The sequence below is a fragment of the Pseudomonas sp. UBA1879 genome, assembly GCF_002338065.1.
GTDB lineage: Bacteria > Pseudomonadota > Gammaproteobacteria > Pseudomonadales > Pseudomonadaceae > Aquipseudomonas.
Genome location: NZ_DDHJ01000019.1, coordinates 75,462 through 92,101 on the forward strand (window position 1 = coordinate 75,462; position 16,640 = coordinate 92,101).

At 60.4% G+C, this 16,640-nt stretch carries 12 protein-coding genes; 9 read left to right on the plus strand and 3 right to left on the minus strand.

Annotated features, from left to right (window positions below):
• Positions 1-88 precede the first annotated feature (88 nt).
• Both B3N48_RS23100 and msrA read left to right on the plus strand, forming a co-directional pair.
• A complete protein-coding gene (locus tag B3N48_RS23100) occupies positions 89-2,782 on the plus strand; it encodes a putative bifunctional diguanylate cyclase/phosphodiesterase (RefSeq protein ID WP_296187660.1) in 2,694 nt (897 codons plus the stop codon).
• Positions 2,783-2,903: 121 nt separating this feature from the next.
• Entirely contained in the window at positions 2,904-3,563 is a 660-nt protein-coding gene (gene msrA, locus B3N48_RS23105; RefSeq protein WP_296187661.1) for a peptide-methionine (S)-S-oxide reductase MsrA, read from the plus strand.
• A 132-nt stretch (positions 3,564-3,695) separates the two neighbouring features.
• Here msrA and B3N48_RS23110 read toward each other — a convergent pair whose 3' ends face one another.
• Complete coding sequence (locus tag B3N48_RS23110) at positions 3,696-4,538, minus strand: 23S rRNA (adenine(2030)-N(6))-methyltransferase RlmJ (RefSeq protein WP_296187662.1); 843 nt, start codon at positions 4,536-4,538, stop codon at positions 3,696-3,698.
• A 326-nt stretch (positions 4,539-4,864) separates the two neighbouring features.
• Between B3N48_RS23110 and B3N48_RS23115 the strand changes: the two genes are divergently transcribed.
• A complete protein-coding gene (locus B3N48_RS23115; RefSeq protein WP_296187663.1) occupies positions 4,865-5,128 on the plus strand; it encodes a hypothetical protein in 264 nt (87 codons plus the stop codon).
• Between the two features lie 133 nt (positions 5,129-5,261).
• Here the strand turns inward: B3N48_RS23115 and B3N48_RS23120 are convergent, their stop codons facing one another.
• Together B3N48_RS23120 and B3N48_RS23125 are read right to left on the minus strand one after the other, a co-directional pair.
• The gene (locus B3N48_RS23120) at positions 5,262-6,365 is read right to left on the minus strand and encodes a GlxA family transcriptional regulator (protein WP_166596071.1); all 1,104 of its coding nucleotides are present in this window, start codon (positions 6,363-6,365) and stop codon (positions 5,262-5,264) included.
• A gap of 581 nt (positions 6,366-6,946) precedes the next feature.
• Entirely contained in the window at positions 6,947-8,323 is a 1,377-nt protein-coding gene (locus B3N48_RS23125) for an L-serine ammonia-lyase (protein ID WP_296187665.1), read from the minus strand.
• Positions 8,324-8,812: 489 nt separating this feature from the next.
• Here B3N48_RS23125 and B3N48_RS23130 point away from each other — a divergent pair, with 489 nt between their 5' ends.
• From B3N48_RS23130 to betA, 6 genes are all read left to right on the plus strand, one after another.
• Positions 8,813-9,760: a choline ABC transporter substrate-binding protein gene (locus B3N48_RS23130; RefSeq protein WP_296187666.1), complete on the plus strand. Its 948-nt coding sequence runs from the start codon at positions 8,813-8,815 to the stop codon at positions 9,758-9,760.
• Between the two features lie 64 nt (positions 9,761-9,824).
• On the plus strand, positions 9,825-10,673 hold the full coding sequence (gene choW / locus B3N48_RS23135) for a choline ABC transporter permease subunit (RefSeq protein ID WP_296187678.1): 849 nt from the start codon (positions 9,825-9,827) through the stop codon (positions 10,671-10,673).
• Positions 10,670-11,851 (plus strand): choline ABC transporter ATP-binding protein, encoded by a 1,182-nt coding sequence (gene choV / locus B3N48_RS23140; RefSeq protein ID WP_296187667.1) that lies wholly within the window; start codon positions 10,670-10,672, stop codon positions 11,849-11,851. The genes choW and choV overlap by 4 nt, the downstream gene beginning before the upstream one ends.
• Positions 11,852-12,502: 651 nt before the next feature.
• Positions 12,503-13,096 (plus strand): transcriptional regulator BetI, encoded by a 594-nt coding sequence (gene betI / locus B3N48_RS23145; RefSeq protein ID WP_296187669.1) that lies wholly within the window; start codon positions 12,503-12,505, stop codon positions 13,094-13,096.
• Positions 13,097-13,185: 89 nt separating this feature from the next.
• On the plus strand, positions 13,186-14,658 hold the full coding sequence (gene betB / locus B3N48_RS23150; protein ID WP_296187671.1) for a betaine-aldehyde dehydrogenase: 1,473 nt from the start codon (positions 13,186-13,188) through the stop codon (positions 14,656-14,658).
• 236 nt (positions 14,659-14,894) lie between these two features.
• A complete protein-coding gene (gene betA / locus B3N48_RS23155) occupies positions 14,895-16,595 on the plus strand; it encodes a choline dehydrogenase (RefSeq protein ID WP_296187672.1) in 1,701 nt (566 codons plus the stop codon).
• Positions 16,596-16,640 lie beyond the last annotated feature (45 nt).

The window sequence follows — 16,640 nt, forward strand, 5'->3', positions numbered from 1 at the left end:
CCCGTGCGCCATGATGCAACCTTGCGACACGCGATTTCACAATGGGCGCGTGCCCATGCGCGACAGTACTCTTTAAGCGAGTTCCTTCATGAAAAGCCAACCTGATGCTGCCGCCCGATCGGCAGCCGAGGTCGTGACGCAATTGCCGGTGCCCTCGCGGCTCGGCATGCTGCGTTTCGAGCGGCTGAATGAAGCCAGCTGGGCGATGCTGTACCTGGATCCAAGCTGTGAGAAGCAGTTCGACATGCCCGCCGTGGAGCTGTGCGCCCTCATCGGCTCGCCCTACGCCAGCCTGATGGAGCCCGAAGCGCGCTATCAACTGCACGACGCCATCCAGATACAGATGGCCAGCAACTCGCATTACGTCATTCGCTACACCTTGCACACGACCCGCGGTCCGTTGGGCCTGCTGGAAATCGGCGAGGGTTACCGACAGCACAACCGCGAACTGCTGCGGGGGTACCTGATGGTGGTAGATGAGCTTTACGATGCCAGCGAGATGGTCTTAGCTCCGGACCTGGAAGTGCAAAACACACGGCTGCAAATTGCGCTGGAGCTCAATCAGCGGGCGCAACATGAGCAACTGCAGCATCTGGAGCGGGTGCGCGCTCAACAAAGCCTGATTCTGCGCCTGGCCAAACATCGTTACAGCTCCAGCAATTCGTTGCAGGAAGCGGCCGAGCTGATCACCAAGAACGCCTGCGAAATCTACGACATTGCCCGCGCCGCGATCTGGAACCTCAACGGCAATATGCTTGAACCGATCGCCGAATACCGCCGCGATACGGATGAATACCTCAAGGCCGGGCCGATTGATATCAGCCGCTTCCCGAGTTATCTGGAAGCGCTGCACACCAGCCGTGCCATCGATGCCAACGACTTCGAGCAGGACCCGCGGACTCGCGAATTGGCTGAAAGCCTCCTGCCGCGCCAGATCAACGCGATTCTCGATGCCAGCGTGCGCATCGACGGCCAAGTGGTCGGCGTGCTGTGCCTCGAGCACACCGAGACAGGGCGCGAATGGCAGTCCGACGAAATCGCGTTCGCCGGGGAGCTGGCCGATCAATTCGCCCATGCCATCAACAACCACAACCGGCGCACGGCCACCAACGCGCTGCATCTGTTCCAGCGCGCAGTCGAGCAGAGCGCGAACGCGTTTCTGCTGGTCAACTGCGACGGCGTGGTCGAGTACGTCAACCCGAGTTTCACCGAGATCACTCAGTATTCCGCCGATGAAGTCCACGGCCATCGCCTCTCGGAACTGCCCGCGCTGGAAAATCTCAGCGCCTTGTTGATGGACGCCAATTCAAGCCTGGCGACCAGTAACAGCTGGCAGGGCGAATTCAAAAGCCGCCGCAAGAACCTGGAGCCGTACTGGGGCCAGCTGTCAATTTCCAAGGTTTACGGCGATAACCGCGAACTCACCCATTACATCGGCATTTACGAAGACATCACTCAGGCCAAGCTCTCCCAACAGCGGATCGAGCGGCTGGCGTACACCGACAACCTGACCAACCTCGGCAACCGTCCGGCGTTCATTCGCACCCTCGACGAGCACTTCGCGCGGGACATCGAAACGCCGATCAGCCTGCTGCTGGTGGACATCGACAACTTCAAGCGCATCAACGACAGCCTCGGCCACCAGACCGGCGACAAGCTGTTGATCAGCCTCGCCCGCCGCCTGCGCAACAGCCTCAGCCCGACCGGCATTCTGGCGCGGTTTGCCAGTAACGAATTTGCGGTTTTGCTGGACGACACCGATCCCGAAGAAGGTCAGCGCATTGCCAGCCAAGTGCTGACGACGCTGGACAAGCCGATGTTCGTCGACAACCAGTTGATCAGCGTCACCGGCTCCGTCGGCCTGGCCTGTGCGCCGCTGCACGGCCGTGATCCGCAGACGCTGATGAAGAACGCCGGTCTGGCGCTGCACAAGGCCAAGGCCAACGGCAAGCATCAGGTGCAGGTGTTCACCGAAGCGCTCAACGCCGAGGCCAGCTACAAGCTGTTCGTCGAGAACAACCTGCGCCGCGCACTGACCCAGAACGAGCTTGAAGTCTTCTACCAACCCAAGCTGTGCCTGCGTACCGGTCGGCTGCTGGGCATGGAGGCGCTGCTGCGCTGGAATCATCCGGAAAAGGGCATGATTCGGCCGGACCAGTTCATCAGCGTCGCCGAAGAAACCGGCCTGATCATCCCGATTGGCAAGTGGGTGGCGCGCCAGTCCTGCCGCATGAGCAAGCAACTGACCGCGGCCGGTTACGGCAAGCTGCACGTCGCGATCAACGTGTCGCCCAAACAGTTCTCCGACCCTGATCTCGTCAGCTCGCTGGCCAGCATCCTGCGCGAAGAGCAGCTCGACCCTTCCCTGCTGGAACTCGAACTGACCGAAGGCCTGCTGCTGGAAGCCACCGAAGACACGCGTCTGCAGCTGGAATCCCTGAAAACCCTGGGCCTGACCCTGGCCATGGACGACTTCGGGACCGGCTATTCCTCGTTCAGTTATCTCAAGAAATTCCCCATCGACGTGATCAAGATCGACCGCAGCTTCATCCGCGACATTCCGGATGATCAGGACGACATGGAAATCACCTCGGCGGTCATCGCCATGGCCCATAACCTGAAGCTGACCGTCGTCGCTGAAGGCATCGAGACCGCCGAACAGTTGGCCTTCCTGCGCCGTCATCGCTGCGACGTGGGTCAGGGTTATCTGTTTGACAAGCCGATCCCTGGCGAGAACTTGATCGACGCATTGCGCCGTTATCCACGCGGCCCATTGGCGTGAGTGGTCTCGCCGCCTGACGCTTTCCCCTCCTGCCGATGTACGGCAAACTCGCTTCCTACAGTTGAATCAGAACAATCTGACCCCACATACGGCAGTCACCTGTCCAGAGAGGATTGACCTCATGGCTTTGCGTTCGGAAATCCTTGTGAACAAAAACGAAATGCCTACCGCCCAGCAAGCGCTGCCGGGCCGCGAAACCCCGATGCCCCTTCCTGAAACCCACTTCGTCAACGGCCGTCCGCTGCTCGGGCCGTTTTTTGAAGACGTGGAATTCGCGATCTTCGGCCTGGGTTGCTTCTGGGGCGCCGAGCGTCGTTTCTGGCAACGTGACGGCGTGATCAGCACAGTCGTGGGCTATGCAGGGGGCTTCACGCCTAACCCGACCTATGAAGAAGTCTGCTCGGGCCTGACGGGGCACAGCGAAGTGGTGCTGGTGGTGTATGAGCCTGCAAAGGTGAGCTACGAACAGCTGCTGGCGATGTTCTGGGAATTACACAACCCGACCCAAGGCATGCGCCAGGGCAACGACATCGGCACCCAGTACCGCTCGGTGATTTATGCAACGACGCCTGAACAGCTGGAGGCTGCCAAGGCGAGCGCCGAGGTGTTCCAGGCAGAACTGACCAAGGCCGGTCTGGGTGAAATCACCACCGAAATCGATCAGGCGCCGACGGTGTACTTCGCTGAGGCGTATCACCAACAGTACCTGGCGAAGAATCCGCAGGGCTATTGCGGGATTGGCGGGACGGGCGTTTGCATGCCGCCGAGCCTCAATCCTTAAAGCTCGTCACATTCCCTGTAGGAGTGAGCTTGCTCGCGATCGCGGTGTATCAGTTGCCATTTTCGAACCTGGCATACCGCCATCGCGAGCAAGCTCACTCCTACACGAATCGGGGAGACCCCGAAAAAACACTCACGCTTCAGCAATCAGCCAATCCAGCCGCCAGTCCCCCTGGGTCTGCCCCAGTTTCTCGGCCAGCCACGGCAGCAGCTCGCGCAATTCCTCTTCCAGCCCCCACGGCGGGTTGGCAATCGCCAGGCCCGAGCCGTTCAGGGTGTTCGGCGTGTCCAGCGGATGCACCAGCAACTCTACGCGCAGCAGTTTCGGCGCGCCGGTTTCCGCCAGTTCCTGGTAGAAACGCTTGAGCGCGCGCTGGTCCTTGATCGGGTACCAGATCGCGGCCACGGTTTGACGCATGCGGCCAATTGTTTCTTTCAGCGCGACCGAGCAACGCTTCATCTCGTCCAACTGCTCGAACGGCGGGTCGATCAGCATGACCGCGCGCTTTTCCTGCACCGGCAGCAGCGCCCGCGGCACGTGCCAGCCTTCTCCCAAATGCACGGCAACGCGTTTGTCGTATTTCATGTTGTCTTTGAGCAACGCGCCGTCTTCGGGGTGCTTCTCGTTGAGCAAGACACGATCCTGCTCGCGCGTCACGCGTCGCGCCAGTTCGGGCGAACCGGGGTAGTAGCGCAATTCGCCCGTCTTGCGGTTCATTTGACGGATGACGTCCATATAACCGGCGGCAGCCTCTGGTACGTCGTTGGCGTCCCACAGACGACCGATGCCCTCGATCCACTCGCCGGTGCGGGTCGCCTGATCGCCTTGCAGGTCGTACAGGCCGAGGCCCGCATGGGTATCGAGGTAAGCGAGCGGCTGCTCCTTGCGCGACATCAGCGCGATCAAGCGAGTCAGGACGATGTGTTTCAAGACGTCGGCGTGATTGCCGGCGTGGAAGGCGTGACGGTAGTTCATGGCGGCTCCTGGAAGGCTGCGGAGTTTACCAAAACCGCCGATGTTGCGCAGACCGCCCATGGCCCGAGACATGACTCGAATGGCGGGCAAAAAAAGCCCCGGTTAAGCCGTTACAAAACCGGGGTTGAGGGACTTGCTCGGGCTAGAGGGTGACCAAACCGTGGCCCGGGCAATATGAAGTGAGGCCATTATGCCGAGTTAACTAAACGGTTACATAGCTGAAACCGACACACTGTTGTGCATGCCAGACATTGCCGACGACAGGTATTGCCGAGCGTGTGAGGCGCTACCAGAATCGGCTTAACCCAATAAAAGGAGCGCGCGTCATGATGCATGCAGACCTGATCGACCAAGACGATCTTCTCGGTCAACTCAGATCCCTCGGCTTTGAATTGCCATCAGGCGCCACCGCCGAACAGGCCTGCGCCCAGGCAGTCTGCGGCCTCAACGAAGACCGCGCCCGTGCGTTGCGTCAGCTGGTGGAGAAAATGCTCAGCGGGAGCGCGACCATCCTGCCGGCGGTGCGCCAGGCGATCGATCAGCAACTGCTGCCGGCGTTGGCGACCTATAACAAAGGCCGCGCTCACTGATTTCAAATGTGGGGGCCGGCTTGCTGCGAGCCGCGATCGGACGAATGCGATGTGTCAGCCACATCATCGTTGACTGATACACCGTATTCGCCAGCAAGCCGGCTCCCACAGTTTTGATCTGCGGCGTCCCTTCTTACAACCTCACACTCGCAAACGTCGACTCGTTCCGCGCCTGGCTCAAAGCCGACAATGGCCCGGACAGCGGCGCCAAAACCATCGCCTGTGGAATCGGCATCATCGCCACTTGCTGCGCGGTGTTGGAGCCGACGCGTTCGTCACGCGGCGGGATGCCGAAGTACTCGCGGTAGCACTTGGAGAAATGCGGGGTAGAAACGAAGCCGCAGACCGACGCCACTTCGATGATCGACATTGGCGTTTGCTTGAGTAGCTGACGCGCGCGGATCAGGCGCAGCTTCAAGTAGTAGCGCGACGGCGAACAGTGCAGGTATTTCTGGAACAGCCTCTCCAGCTGACGTCGCGACACCGACACGTAGACGGCCAGTTCATCGAGGTCGATCGGCTCCTCGAGGTTGGCCTCCATCAGCGCGACGATTTCCTGCAGCTTCGGCTGATTAGTGCCGAGCATGTGTTTGAGCGGCACGCGCTGGTGATCCTGTTCGTTACGGATGCGTTCGTAGACGAACATTTCCGAGATTGCAGCGGACAGTTCACGCCCATGATCGCGGCTGATCAGGTGCAGCATCATGTCCAGCGGCGCCGTGCCACCGGAGCTGGTGAAGCGGTTGCGGTCGAGGGTGAACAGGCGCGTGCTCATGGCCACACGCGGGAAGGCTTCCTGCATCGCCGCCAGACATTCCCAGTGCACGCTGCAATCGAAACCATCGAGCAAACCGGCGCAGGCCAGTGCCCAACTCCCGGTGCAAACTGCGCCGAGGCGACGGGACTGACGCGCCTGGCTTTGCAGCCAGCTCACGTGTTCACGGGTCACGGTGCGTTGGATACCGACACCGCCGCAGACGATGACCGTGTCGAGCGCCGGCGCCTTGTGCATGGCCGCGTCGGGGGTGATTTGCAGGCCGTCGCTGGCCCAGACCTGACCGCCGTCGACGCTCAGCGTGGTCCAGCGGTACAGCTCACGGCCAGACAACTGGTTGGCCATCCGCAGTGGCTCAACCGCAGATGCGAGAGAGATAAGTGTGAAATTGTCCAACAGCAGAAAGCCGATGGATTGAGGCGCACGGTTCTGGGGTTGAGCCCCGGAGTTGAACGAAGTCATCACGGTATCTCCTGACACGAAAAGCGGTTGATGGCCCCAAATGGAGGCTCTTGTTGTTTGGCCCTCATCAATGGAGAGCTTTAGGTATTGCAACGCAAATGCCATGCCTAAAGTTGAATGGGCATTCAATAACTTCTGATTGCGACGTCGCGATGCGTCTAGTCGGGAGCGACATGGGTGTTCCGTTAGCGACCTACTGATCGTAGAGCCACGGAAACAGCGGGCGGGGTGAGCAAATCGGTAGCACTTGTGTGAATCGCCGAAAACCCGGCGACGAGGTGAGTGTCACCCCATGCACGACTGACCGGCGGCAGGGCAGGTAACGCGGGCGTGGCATGGCGTTGCGCCATGCCACCACCGTTCACGCGCCAAAAGAAAGCGGCGCGTTTGATGAGTGAGCGAAAAGCGAGCAGGGACAGGATTTAATGTCAGCGTTGTGCTGCCAAGCGCATGCCCGTGGAAGCCGGCTTGCTGGCGAATGCTGAGTGTCAGACAGCATGACTGTGAATGACACACCGCTTTCGCCAGCAAGCCGGCTCCCACGGAACTGCATCGGATCACCGGCATTGGGTGCTATGTACTCAGCACTCCACCGCGCTGACCGCCAGGCCGCCTCGGGAGGTTTCTTTGTATTTGTCGTGCATGTCGGCGCCGGTGTCGCGCATGGTGCGGATGACGCGGTCCAGCGAGATGAAGTGCTGGCCGTCGCCACGCAGCGCCATCTGCGCGGCGTTGATCGCTTTGACGGCAGCAATGGCGTTGCGCTCGATGCACGGCACCTGAACCAGTCCGCCCACCGGGTCGCAGGTCAGGCCCAGGTTGTGCTCAAGACCGATTTCCGCGGCGTTGCACAGCTGCTCGGGGCTGGCGCCCAGAATGTCGGCCAAGCCAGCCGCTGCCATGGCGCACGCGGAACCGACCTCGCCTTGGCACCCGACTTCAGCGCCAGAAATGGACGCGTTCTTTTTACAGAGAATGCCGATCGACGCCGCGCCGAGAAAGTAGTCGACCACGTTGGCTTCGCTGACTTCATCGCTGAATTTCACAAAGTAATGCAGCACCGCAGGAATGATCCCCGCCGCACCATTGGTGGGTGCTGTGACCATGCGCCCACCGGCTGCGTTTTCCTCGTTGACGGCGAGGGCGAACAGGTTGACCCACTCCATCGCGCTCAGTGTCGAGCCGATGACATTGGGTTTATTGAGCTCCTGAAGGCTGCGATGCAAACGCGCCGCGCGACGGCGCACGTTCAAGCCACCGGGCAACACGCCCTCCTCCTTCAGGCCGTGTTCCACGCAATCCTGCATCGCTTTCCACAAGCGCATCAGGCCGGCACGAATTTCTTCTTCGCTGCGCCAGACCTTCTCGTTTTCCATCATCAATTCCGAAACGCGAAGGTTGTGCCTCTCGCACAGCCTCAACAGTTCTTCGGCGCTGGAAAAGTCATAAGGCAACACGGTGCTGTCGGCATCCAGCACACCGCTGGCAGCCTGAGCTTCATCAACCACGAATCCGCCGCCCACCGAGTAATAGGTGTCGCGATGAATCTCGCCGCGTGCGTCGAAGGCGATCAGGGTCATGGCGTTGGGGTGATAGGGCAGGTTTTCGTCGATCAGCAGCATGTCCCGTTGCCAGACGAACGCAATCGGATGGTCACCGTTGAGCTTCAACGTTTCGGTTTCGCGCAGGTCGGCGATGCGACGGCTGATCGTGGTGGGATCGATTGCGTCCGGCCATTCACCCATCAGGCCCATGATCACGGCGTTGTCGCTGCCATGTCCGACACCGGTCGCAGACAGCGAGCCATAGAGGCGCACTTCGATACGGTCCACCGATGCCAGCCGGGCGCTTTCACGCAGGCCCTGAACGAATAACGCCGCAGCGCGCATCGGTCCCACGGTGTGGGAACTGGACGGGCCGATACCGATCTTGAACAGGTCGAACACGCTGATAGCCATTAACCGCAAACCTCCGAAGAACAGGGCTCCCGGCGCGCCAGGCGGCCGGCGATGGAGCTGCTACGCTTCTAGCTGCGGTCCATCGAGATGCCGGCATCATCAGCCTTTTATCGCGAGGGACGGCGTCTCACACCGACTCACTCTTGTCCACGAACGTCGCGGCCAGACTTTGGCGCGCAGGAACATATCGCCCGAAGAAGCGTCACTGCTTTCGATACTTTTAGCCGCACAGACACGCGGCTTCTTGCTTCACCATCGGCTCGGCGGATAGGGAAAAAATCTGTAAGCGACGTCACTGACACTGGATACGACTCCCTCTGTACTGGATACGACGCGCCCTGTAGGCGTTTGTTTTTCCCTGTTACATGATCGTTATCGACTCAATCGCCAGACGCAGTGATAGAGCTGTTTTTCCCTTGACTCGCCGACACCAAAAAAACGCATCAGCCCTGACTGATGACGAGAAGAAAGCACTTAAGGAGTCCAACCATGAAAGGTTCACACAAGCTATTGCTGGGCGTTGCGTTGAGTCTGCCAATGCTGGCCCAGGCCGCAGAGCCCGCCGCTTGCAAGACGGTCAATTTTTCAGATGTAGGCTGGACCGACATCACGGCCACCACGGCCACTACCAGCGTTATCCTCCAATCGCTGGGCTACAAAACCAAGACCACCATGATTTCCGTACCCGTGACCTATAAGTCGCTGGCCGATGGCAAGAACATGGACGTTTTCCTGGGTAACTGGATGCCGACCATGGAAAACGACATCAAGCCCTACCGCGACGCGGGCACGGTCGAAACGGTTCGCACCAACCTCAAAGGTGCCAAATACACCTTGGCCGTGCCGCAAGCGCTGTACGACAAAGGCCTGCACGACTTCGCTGACATCACCAAATTCAAGAAGGAGCTCGACGGCAAGATCTACGGCATCGAGCCTGGCAACGACGGCAACCGACTGATCCAGAGCATGATCGACAAGAACGCCTTCGGCCTCAAGGACGCGGGTTTCAAGGTCGTCGAATCGAGTGAAGCGGGCATGCTGTCGCAGGTCGATCGAGCCTCCAAGCGCAATACCGACGTGGTGTTCCTGGGTTGGGCGCCGCACCCGATGAACAAGCGCTTCAAGATCCAGTACCTGACCGGGGGCGACGATTTCTTCGGGCCTGACTTCGGGGCTGCGACCGTTGCGACCAACACCCGCAAGGGCTACGCCGAGGAATGCAGCAACGTCGGTCAACTGCTGAAGAATCTGGAATTCAACGTCGACATGGAAAGCGAGCTGATGGGCAAAATCCTCGACGACAAGATGAAACCGGAAGCCGCCGCCAAGGCGTGGCTGAAGAACAACCCGCAAGCTCTCGACACCTGGCTGGCGGGTGTCACCACAGTGGACGGTAAACCTGGCCTGGAAGCCGCTAAAGCCGAGCTGACGAAGTAACTCGACACGCAGGCGGGCGCGCCCGCCTGTTGTCCTCTTTTCATCCCGCACGCGGACAATCGATATCATGCTGACTGATCACAAAATCCCCCTAGGCCAGTACATCGCAGGCTTTGTCGAATGGCTGACGCAACACGGCGCCAGCACCTTCGACGCCATCGCTTCGTCGCTGGAAGCGATGATCCATGGACTGACCGGCGGTCTGACCTGGTTCAACCCTTTCGTTCTGATCGGCCTGATTGCTCTGCTGGCGCACTTCATTCAACGCAAGTGGGGCCTGACCGCGTTCGTCGTGGTTTCCTTTTTGCTGATCCTCAACCTCGGCTACTGGCAGGAAACCATGGAGACCCTGGCGCAGGTGCTGTTCGCCACGCTGGTCTGCGTGGTCATCGGTGTGCCGCTGGGTATCGTCGCCGCACACAAACCGTGGTTCTACACCGCCATGCGCCCGGTCCTCGACCTGATGCAGACGGTCCCAACTTTCGTGTACCTGATTCCAACCCTGACCCTCTTCGGGCTGGGCGTGGTGCCAGGGCTGATTTCGACGGTGGTGTTCGCGATTGCCGCGCCTATCCGCCTGACCTATCTGGGCATCTGCGATGTCCCGCAAGAACTGCTCGACGCCGGCAAGGCCTTCGGCTGCTCCCGCCGTCAATTGCTGTCGCGTATTGAACTGCCCCACGCCATGCCAAGCATCGCGGCCGGTATCACCCAGTGCATCATGCTGTCGTTGTCGATGGTCGTGATCGCGGCACTGGTGGGCGCCGACGGCCTGGGCAAACCCGTGGTCAACGCACTGAACACTGCTGATATCGCATTGGGCTTCGAAGCAGGCCTGGCGATCGTATTGCTGGCGATCATGCTCGACCGTATCTGCAAACAACCCGACGCTAAGGTGAGGGCCGACGCATGAGCATCATCAAATTCGACCAGGTAGACGTCGTCTTCTCCAAAGACCCGCGTGAGGCGCTCAAGCTGCTGGATCAGGGCCTTGCGCGGCCGGAAATCCTGAAGAAAACCGGCCAGATCGTCGGCGTCGAAAAAGCCAGTCTGGAAATCAACAAAGGCGAGATTTGCGTGTTGATGGGGCTGTCCGGTTCGGGCAAATCCAGCCTGCTGCGCTGCATCAACGGCTTGAACACCGTCAGCCGCGGCTCGCTGTTCGTCGAACACGAAGGCAAGCAGATCAACATCGCCAACTGCTCCCCGGCGGAACTGAAGATGATGCGCACCAAGCGCATCGCAATGGTGTTCCAGAAGTTCGCGCTGATGCCTTGGCTGACCGTCCGCGAGAACATCAGCTTCGGTCTGGAAATGCAGGGCCGTCCCGAGAAAGAACGGCGCCAACTGGTGGACGAGAAACTTGAACTCGTGGGCCTGACCCAATGGCGCAACAAGAAGCCCGACGAGCTGTCCGGCGGTATGCAGCAACGAGTGGGCCTGGCCCGCGCACTGGCCATGGACGCCGACATTCTGCTGATGGACGAACCGTTCTCGGCCCTCGACCCACTGATTCGCCAAGGCCTGCAAGACGAATTGCTGGCCCTGCAAAAGAAACTCAGCAAGACCATCGTGTTCGTGAGTCACGACCTGGACGAAGCCCTCAAGCTCGGCACCCGCATCGCGATCATGAAAGACGGCCGGATCATCCAGTACAGCGTGCCGGAAGAAATCGTGCTCAACCCCGCAGACGAATACGTGCGGACCTTCGTGGCCCACACCAACCCGCTGAACGTACTGTGCGGCCGCAGCCTGATGCGATCGATCAACGACTGCACCCGCATCAACGGCTCCCAGGTGTGTCTCGACCCGGGCGACGATTCGTGGATCGACCTGGCCGACGGCAACACCATCAAAGGCCTGCGTCAGCACGGCGCTGCGGTTGACCTGCAAAGCTGGGAACCGGGGCAGGCCGTGGAGAATCTGGGCCGCAGACCGACTGTGGTGCATTCGGACATCGGCATGCGCGAAGCCCTGCAGATCCGCTACCACACCGGCAACAAGCTGGTGCTGCAGGAGAACAACCAACTGGTCGGCATCCTCGGCGACAGCGAGCTGTACCATGCGCTGCTCGGTAAAAATCACGGCTAAAAGCACTGCACGCTCCTACAACGGATAGGGTGCTGACGAAATAACGCCAGACCCAAACCTTGTAGGAGTGAGCTTGCTCGCGATGACGGCAGAACCTTCAACACGAGGGGGCTGACACACCGCAATCGCGAGCAAGCTCACTCCTACAAGTGATCGTTTTCCAATGTTGTATGAGCGGTGCTCAGGCCTTCTCCGCACGCCCGTGGTTGTTAAACGTTCAACTGAAGAGATCTGTAGGCGCGTGGCTTGTCCCGCGATCTGCTACGCAGTAGCAGCAAATCCATTCACCTCGGTTGTGTCAGTCATGCCAAGGTCGCTGGATTTACTGCCGGTCCCTCGGCAGATCGCGGGACAAGCCACGCTCCTACAACGGATAGGGTGCTGGCGAGACAACGGCTAGACCCGAATCTTGTAGGAGTGAGCTTGCTCGCGACGGCGTCAGAACCTTCAACACGAGGGGGGCTGACACACCGCAATCGCGAGCAAGCTCACTCCCACAAGTGATCGTTTTCCAACGTTGTATTAGCGGTGCTCGCGCCTTCTCCGCACGCCCAACGTTTTTTGTTGATTGAACGTTCAATTAAAAAGCAATAGACTGGGGGCCGTTTTTCAGCCTCTAGCGGTCATTCGGCAAGCCAAGGAGATTCACAGATGCCCAAGGTCGGTATGCAACCCATTCGGCGCCAACAACTGATCCAGGCCACGCTCACGGCGGTGGATCAGGTCGGCATGGGCGACGCCAGCATCGCCTTGATTGCCAAGCTTGCGGGGGTCTCCAACGGCATCATCAGTCATTACTTTCAGGACAAAAACGGCCTGATCGCCGCGACCATGCGCCACCTGATGAACGCGCTGATCGCCAACGTCGCCGAACGCCGTCAGGCGCTGACCGATGACAGCCCGCGCGCACATCTGAAGGTGATCATCGAGGGCAACTTCGACGCCAGCCAGGTCAACGGCCCGGCGATGAAAACCTGGCTGGCCTTCTGGGCCACCAGCATGCATTCGCCGACGCTGCATCGCTTACAGCGGATCAACGATCACCGCCTGTATTCGAACCTGTGCTGTCAGTTCCGTCGCGTGTTGCCACTGGATGACGCACGCAGCGCCGCGCGAGGTCTGGCGGCATTGATCGACGGCTTGTGGCTGCGCGGCGCGCTGTCGGGCGATGCCTTCGATACCGAACAAGCGCAACAGATCGCCTACGAATACATGGATTTCCAACTGGCAAAAGCGGCGCGCTGATCCTGACTAGAGGGCAGGCCGCCGAACCGTGATCGGCACCGCGCACGGCGCACCCGATCACGCCCATCACAGACAACTGCGAGGACTTTATGGCCCGTTTCGAATTGCAAAAACTCTACATTGACGGCGGTTACGTCGACGCCAGCGGCGATGCGACCTTCGAAGCCATCAACCCTGCCAACGGCGAAGTGCTCGCCAAGGTCCAGCGGGCCACTGAGGCCGATGTCGAGCGCGCCGTGGTCAGCGCTGAAAAGGGCCAGAAAATCTGGGCGGCGATGACCGCCATGGAGCGTTCGCGCATCCTGCGCCGCGCCGTCGATATCCTGCGTGAGCGCAACGACGAACTGGCCGAGCTGGAAACCCTCGACACCGGCAAGGCGCTTTCTGAAACCAAATACGTGGATATCGTCACCGGCGCCGACGTGCTGGAGTATTACGCAGGCCTGGTCCCGGCCATCGAAGGCGAACAAATCCCGTTGCGCGATACTGCATTCGTCTACACCCGCCGCGAGCCGCTGGGCGTCACCGTGGGCATCGGCGCGTGGAACTACCCGATCCAGATCGCCCTATGGAAGTCCGCGCCAGCCCTCGCTGCCGGTAACGCGATGATCTTCAAGCCGAGCGAAGTCACTTCGCTTACCACCCTGAAACTCGCCGAAATCTACACCGAAGCGGGCGTACCCAATGGCGTTTTCAACGTGCTGACCGGCAGCGGCCGTGAAGTCGGCACCTGGCTGACCGAGCACCCGCGTATCGAAAAAGTCTCGTTCACCGGCGGCACCGACACCGGCAAGAAAGTCATGGCCAGTGCATCGAGTTCCTCGCTCAAGGAAGTGACCATGGAACTGGGCGGCAAGTCGCCGTTGGTCATCTTTGACGACGCTGATCTGGACCGCGCCGCCGACATCGCGATGATGGCCAACTTCTACAGCTCGGGTCAGGTCTGCACCAACGGCACCCGCGTGTTCGTGCCGAGTGCGTTGAAGGCCGCATTCGAAGCCAAGATCGTCGAGCGCGTGAAGCGTATCCGCGTCGGCAACCCGCAAGACGACAACACCAACTTCGGCCCGCTGGTCAGCTTCGCCCACATGGAAAGCGTGCTGGGCTACATCGCCAAGGGCAAGGAAGAAGGCGCACGCCTGTTGATCGGCGGCGACCGGCTCACCGACGGCGAGTTCGGCAAAGGTGCGTTTGTTGCGCCGACTGTGTTCACCGATTGCAGCGACGACATGACCATCGTCAAAGAAGAAATCTTCGGCCCGGTCATGAGCATCCTCAGCTACGACACCGAAGACGAAGCGATCCGCCGCGCCAACGACACCGAGTTCGGCCTGGCGGCCGGCATCGTCACCCGCGACCTCAACCGCGCCCACCGCGTGATCCATCAACTGGAAGCAGGTATTTGCTGGATCAATGCCTGGGGCGAGTCCGACGCAAAAATGCCGGTGGGGGGTTACAAGCAATCGGGTGTTGGCCGCGAGAACGGGATCAGCTCGTTGGCGCAGTACACGCGGATCAAATCGGTACAGGTCGAGCTGGGCGATTACGCGTCGGTGTTCTGAACCCGCACCACTCCTACAGCCGAACGCAATCACTGTAGGAGTGAGCTTGCTCGCGATGACGTCGGTACATCTTCCATCTCTGCTGACTGACCCGCCGCTATCGCGAGCAAGCTCACTCCTACAGGTCCCGATCCCGGTTCGACTAGCGCACTAGCATGGGGTGCTAGGGGTCGAGCAAGAATTTTGCTCCCCCGGCTCCTCTCGATCGCCCACTTTCTGAAGAGGGAGCATATTCAATGCCTCAAGAATTCGACTACATCATCGTCGGCGCCGGCTCAGCCGGTAACACCCTCGCCGCCCGCCTCACCGAAGACGCGGGCGTCACGGTTCTTTTGCTCGAAGCCGGTGGCCCGGATTACCGCGCCGACTTCCGCACGCAAATGCCCGCCGCCCTCGCTTTCCCGCTGCAAGGCCGTCGCTACAACTGGGCGTACGAAACCGATCCCGAGCCGCACATGAACAATCGCCGCATGGAGTGCGGTCGAGGCAAGGGCCTGGGCGGTTCGTCGCTGATCAACGGCATGTGCTACATCCGTGGCAACGCGATGGACTACGACGGCTGGGCGAAATTGCCGGGGCTGGAAGACTGGACCTACCTCGACTGCCTGCCGTATTTCCGCAAGGCTGAAACCCGCGACATAGGCGCCGACGATTACCACGGTGGCGACGGCCCGGTCAGCGTGACCACGCCCAAAGCAGGCAACAACCCGCTGTTCCACGCGATGGTCGAAGCCGGTGTTCAGGCGGGCTACCCTGCCACCTCCGACCTGAACGGTTATCAGCAAGAAGGATTCGGGCCGATGGACCGCACCGTCACGCCCAACGGTCGTCGCGCCAGTACCGCGCGTGGGTATCTGGACGAAGCGAAAAAGCGCTCGACGTTGACCATCGTCACCCACGCCCTGACCGACCGCATTCTGTTCGACAACAAACGCGCGGTCGGCGTGGCCTATCTGGTCGGCGACAGCGACACTCGCATCGAAGCTCGGGCGCGCAGGGAAGTCATCGTCAGCAGCGGCGCCATCGCTTCGCCGCAGCTCCTGCAACGCTCCGGCGTCGGCCCTGCCGAACTGCTGAAAAAGCTCGACATCCCGGTGGTCCATGACCTGCCCGGCGTCGGTGAAAATCTGCAAGATCACTTGGAGATGTACCTGCAATACGCTTGCAAGGAACCGGTCTCGCTCTACCCTTCCTTGCTCTGGTGGAATCAGCCGGCCATCGGCGCCGAATGGCTGTTCCTCGGCAAAGGCATCGGCGCGAGCAATCAGTTCGAAGCCGGTGGGTTCATTCGTTCCCGAGAGGAATTCGAGTGGCCGAACATTCAGTACCACTTCCTGCCGGTGGCGATTAACTACAACGGCAGCAAGGGCGTGAAAGAGCACGGCTTTCAGGCCCATGTAGGCTCGATGCGCTCGCCGAGCCGTGGTCGTGTGCAGGTGAAATCGAAAAACCCGCGTGACTATCCGAGCATCCTGTTCAACTACATGGCCACCGAGCAGGACTGGCAGGAATTTCGTGACGGCATCCGCCTGACCCGCGAAATCATGGCCCAGCCGGCGCTGGACAAATACCGGGGTCGCGAGATTAGCCCCGGCATCGACGTGCAGTCGGATGAGCAGCTGGACCAGTTCGTCCGCGAGCATGCCGAGACCGCGTATCACCCGTCGTGCTCGTGCAAGATGGGCACCGATGAGATGGCGGTGGTCGATGCCGAAGGTCGCGTGCATGGTATGCAGGGCCTACGCGTGGTCGACGCGTCGATCATGCCGATCATCACCACCGGCAACCTGAATGCGCCAACGATCATGATGGCCGAGAAGATCGCCGACAAAATCCGCGGCCGCACCCCGCTGCCCCGCAGCACCGCCAAGTACTTCGTCGCGGGTGATACGCCAGTGCGTGGCAAGCCGATGCGGGAGATCGGTCACTCAGCCTGATCGCGATTCGCTCCTACAGCGGATATCGCGGGACAAGCCTCGCTC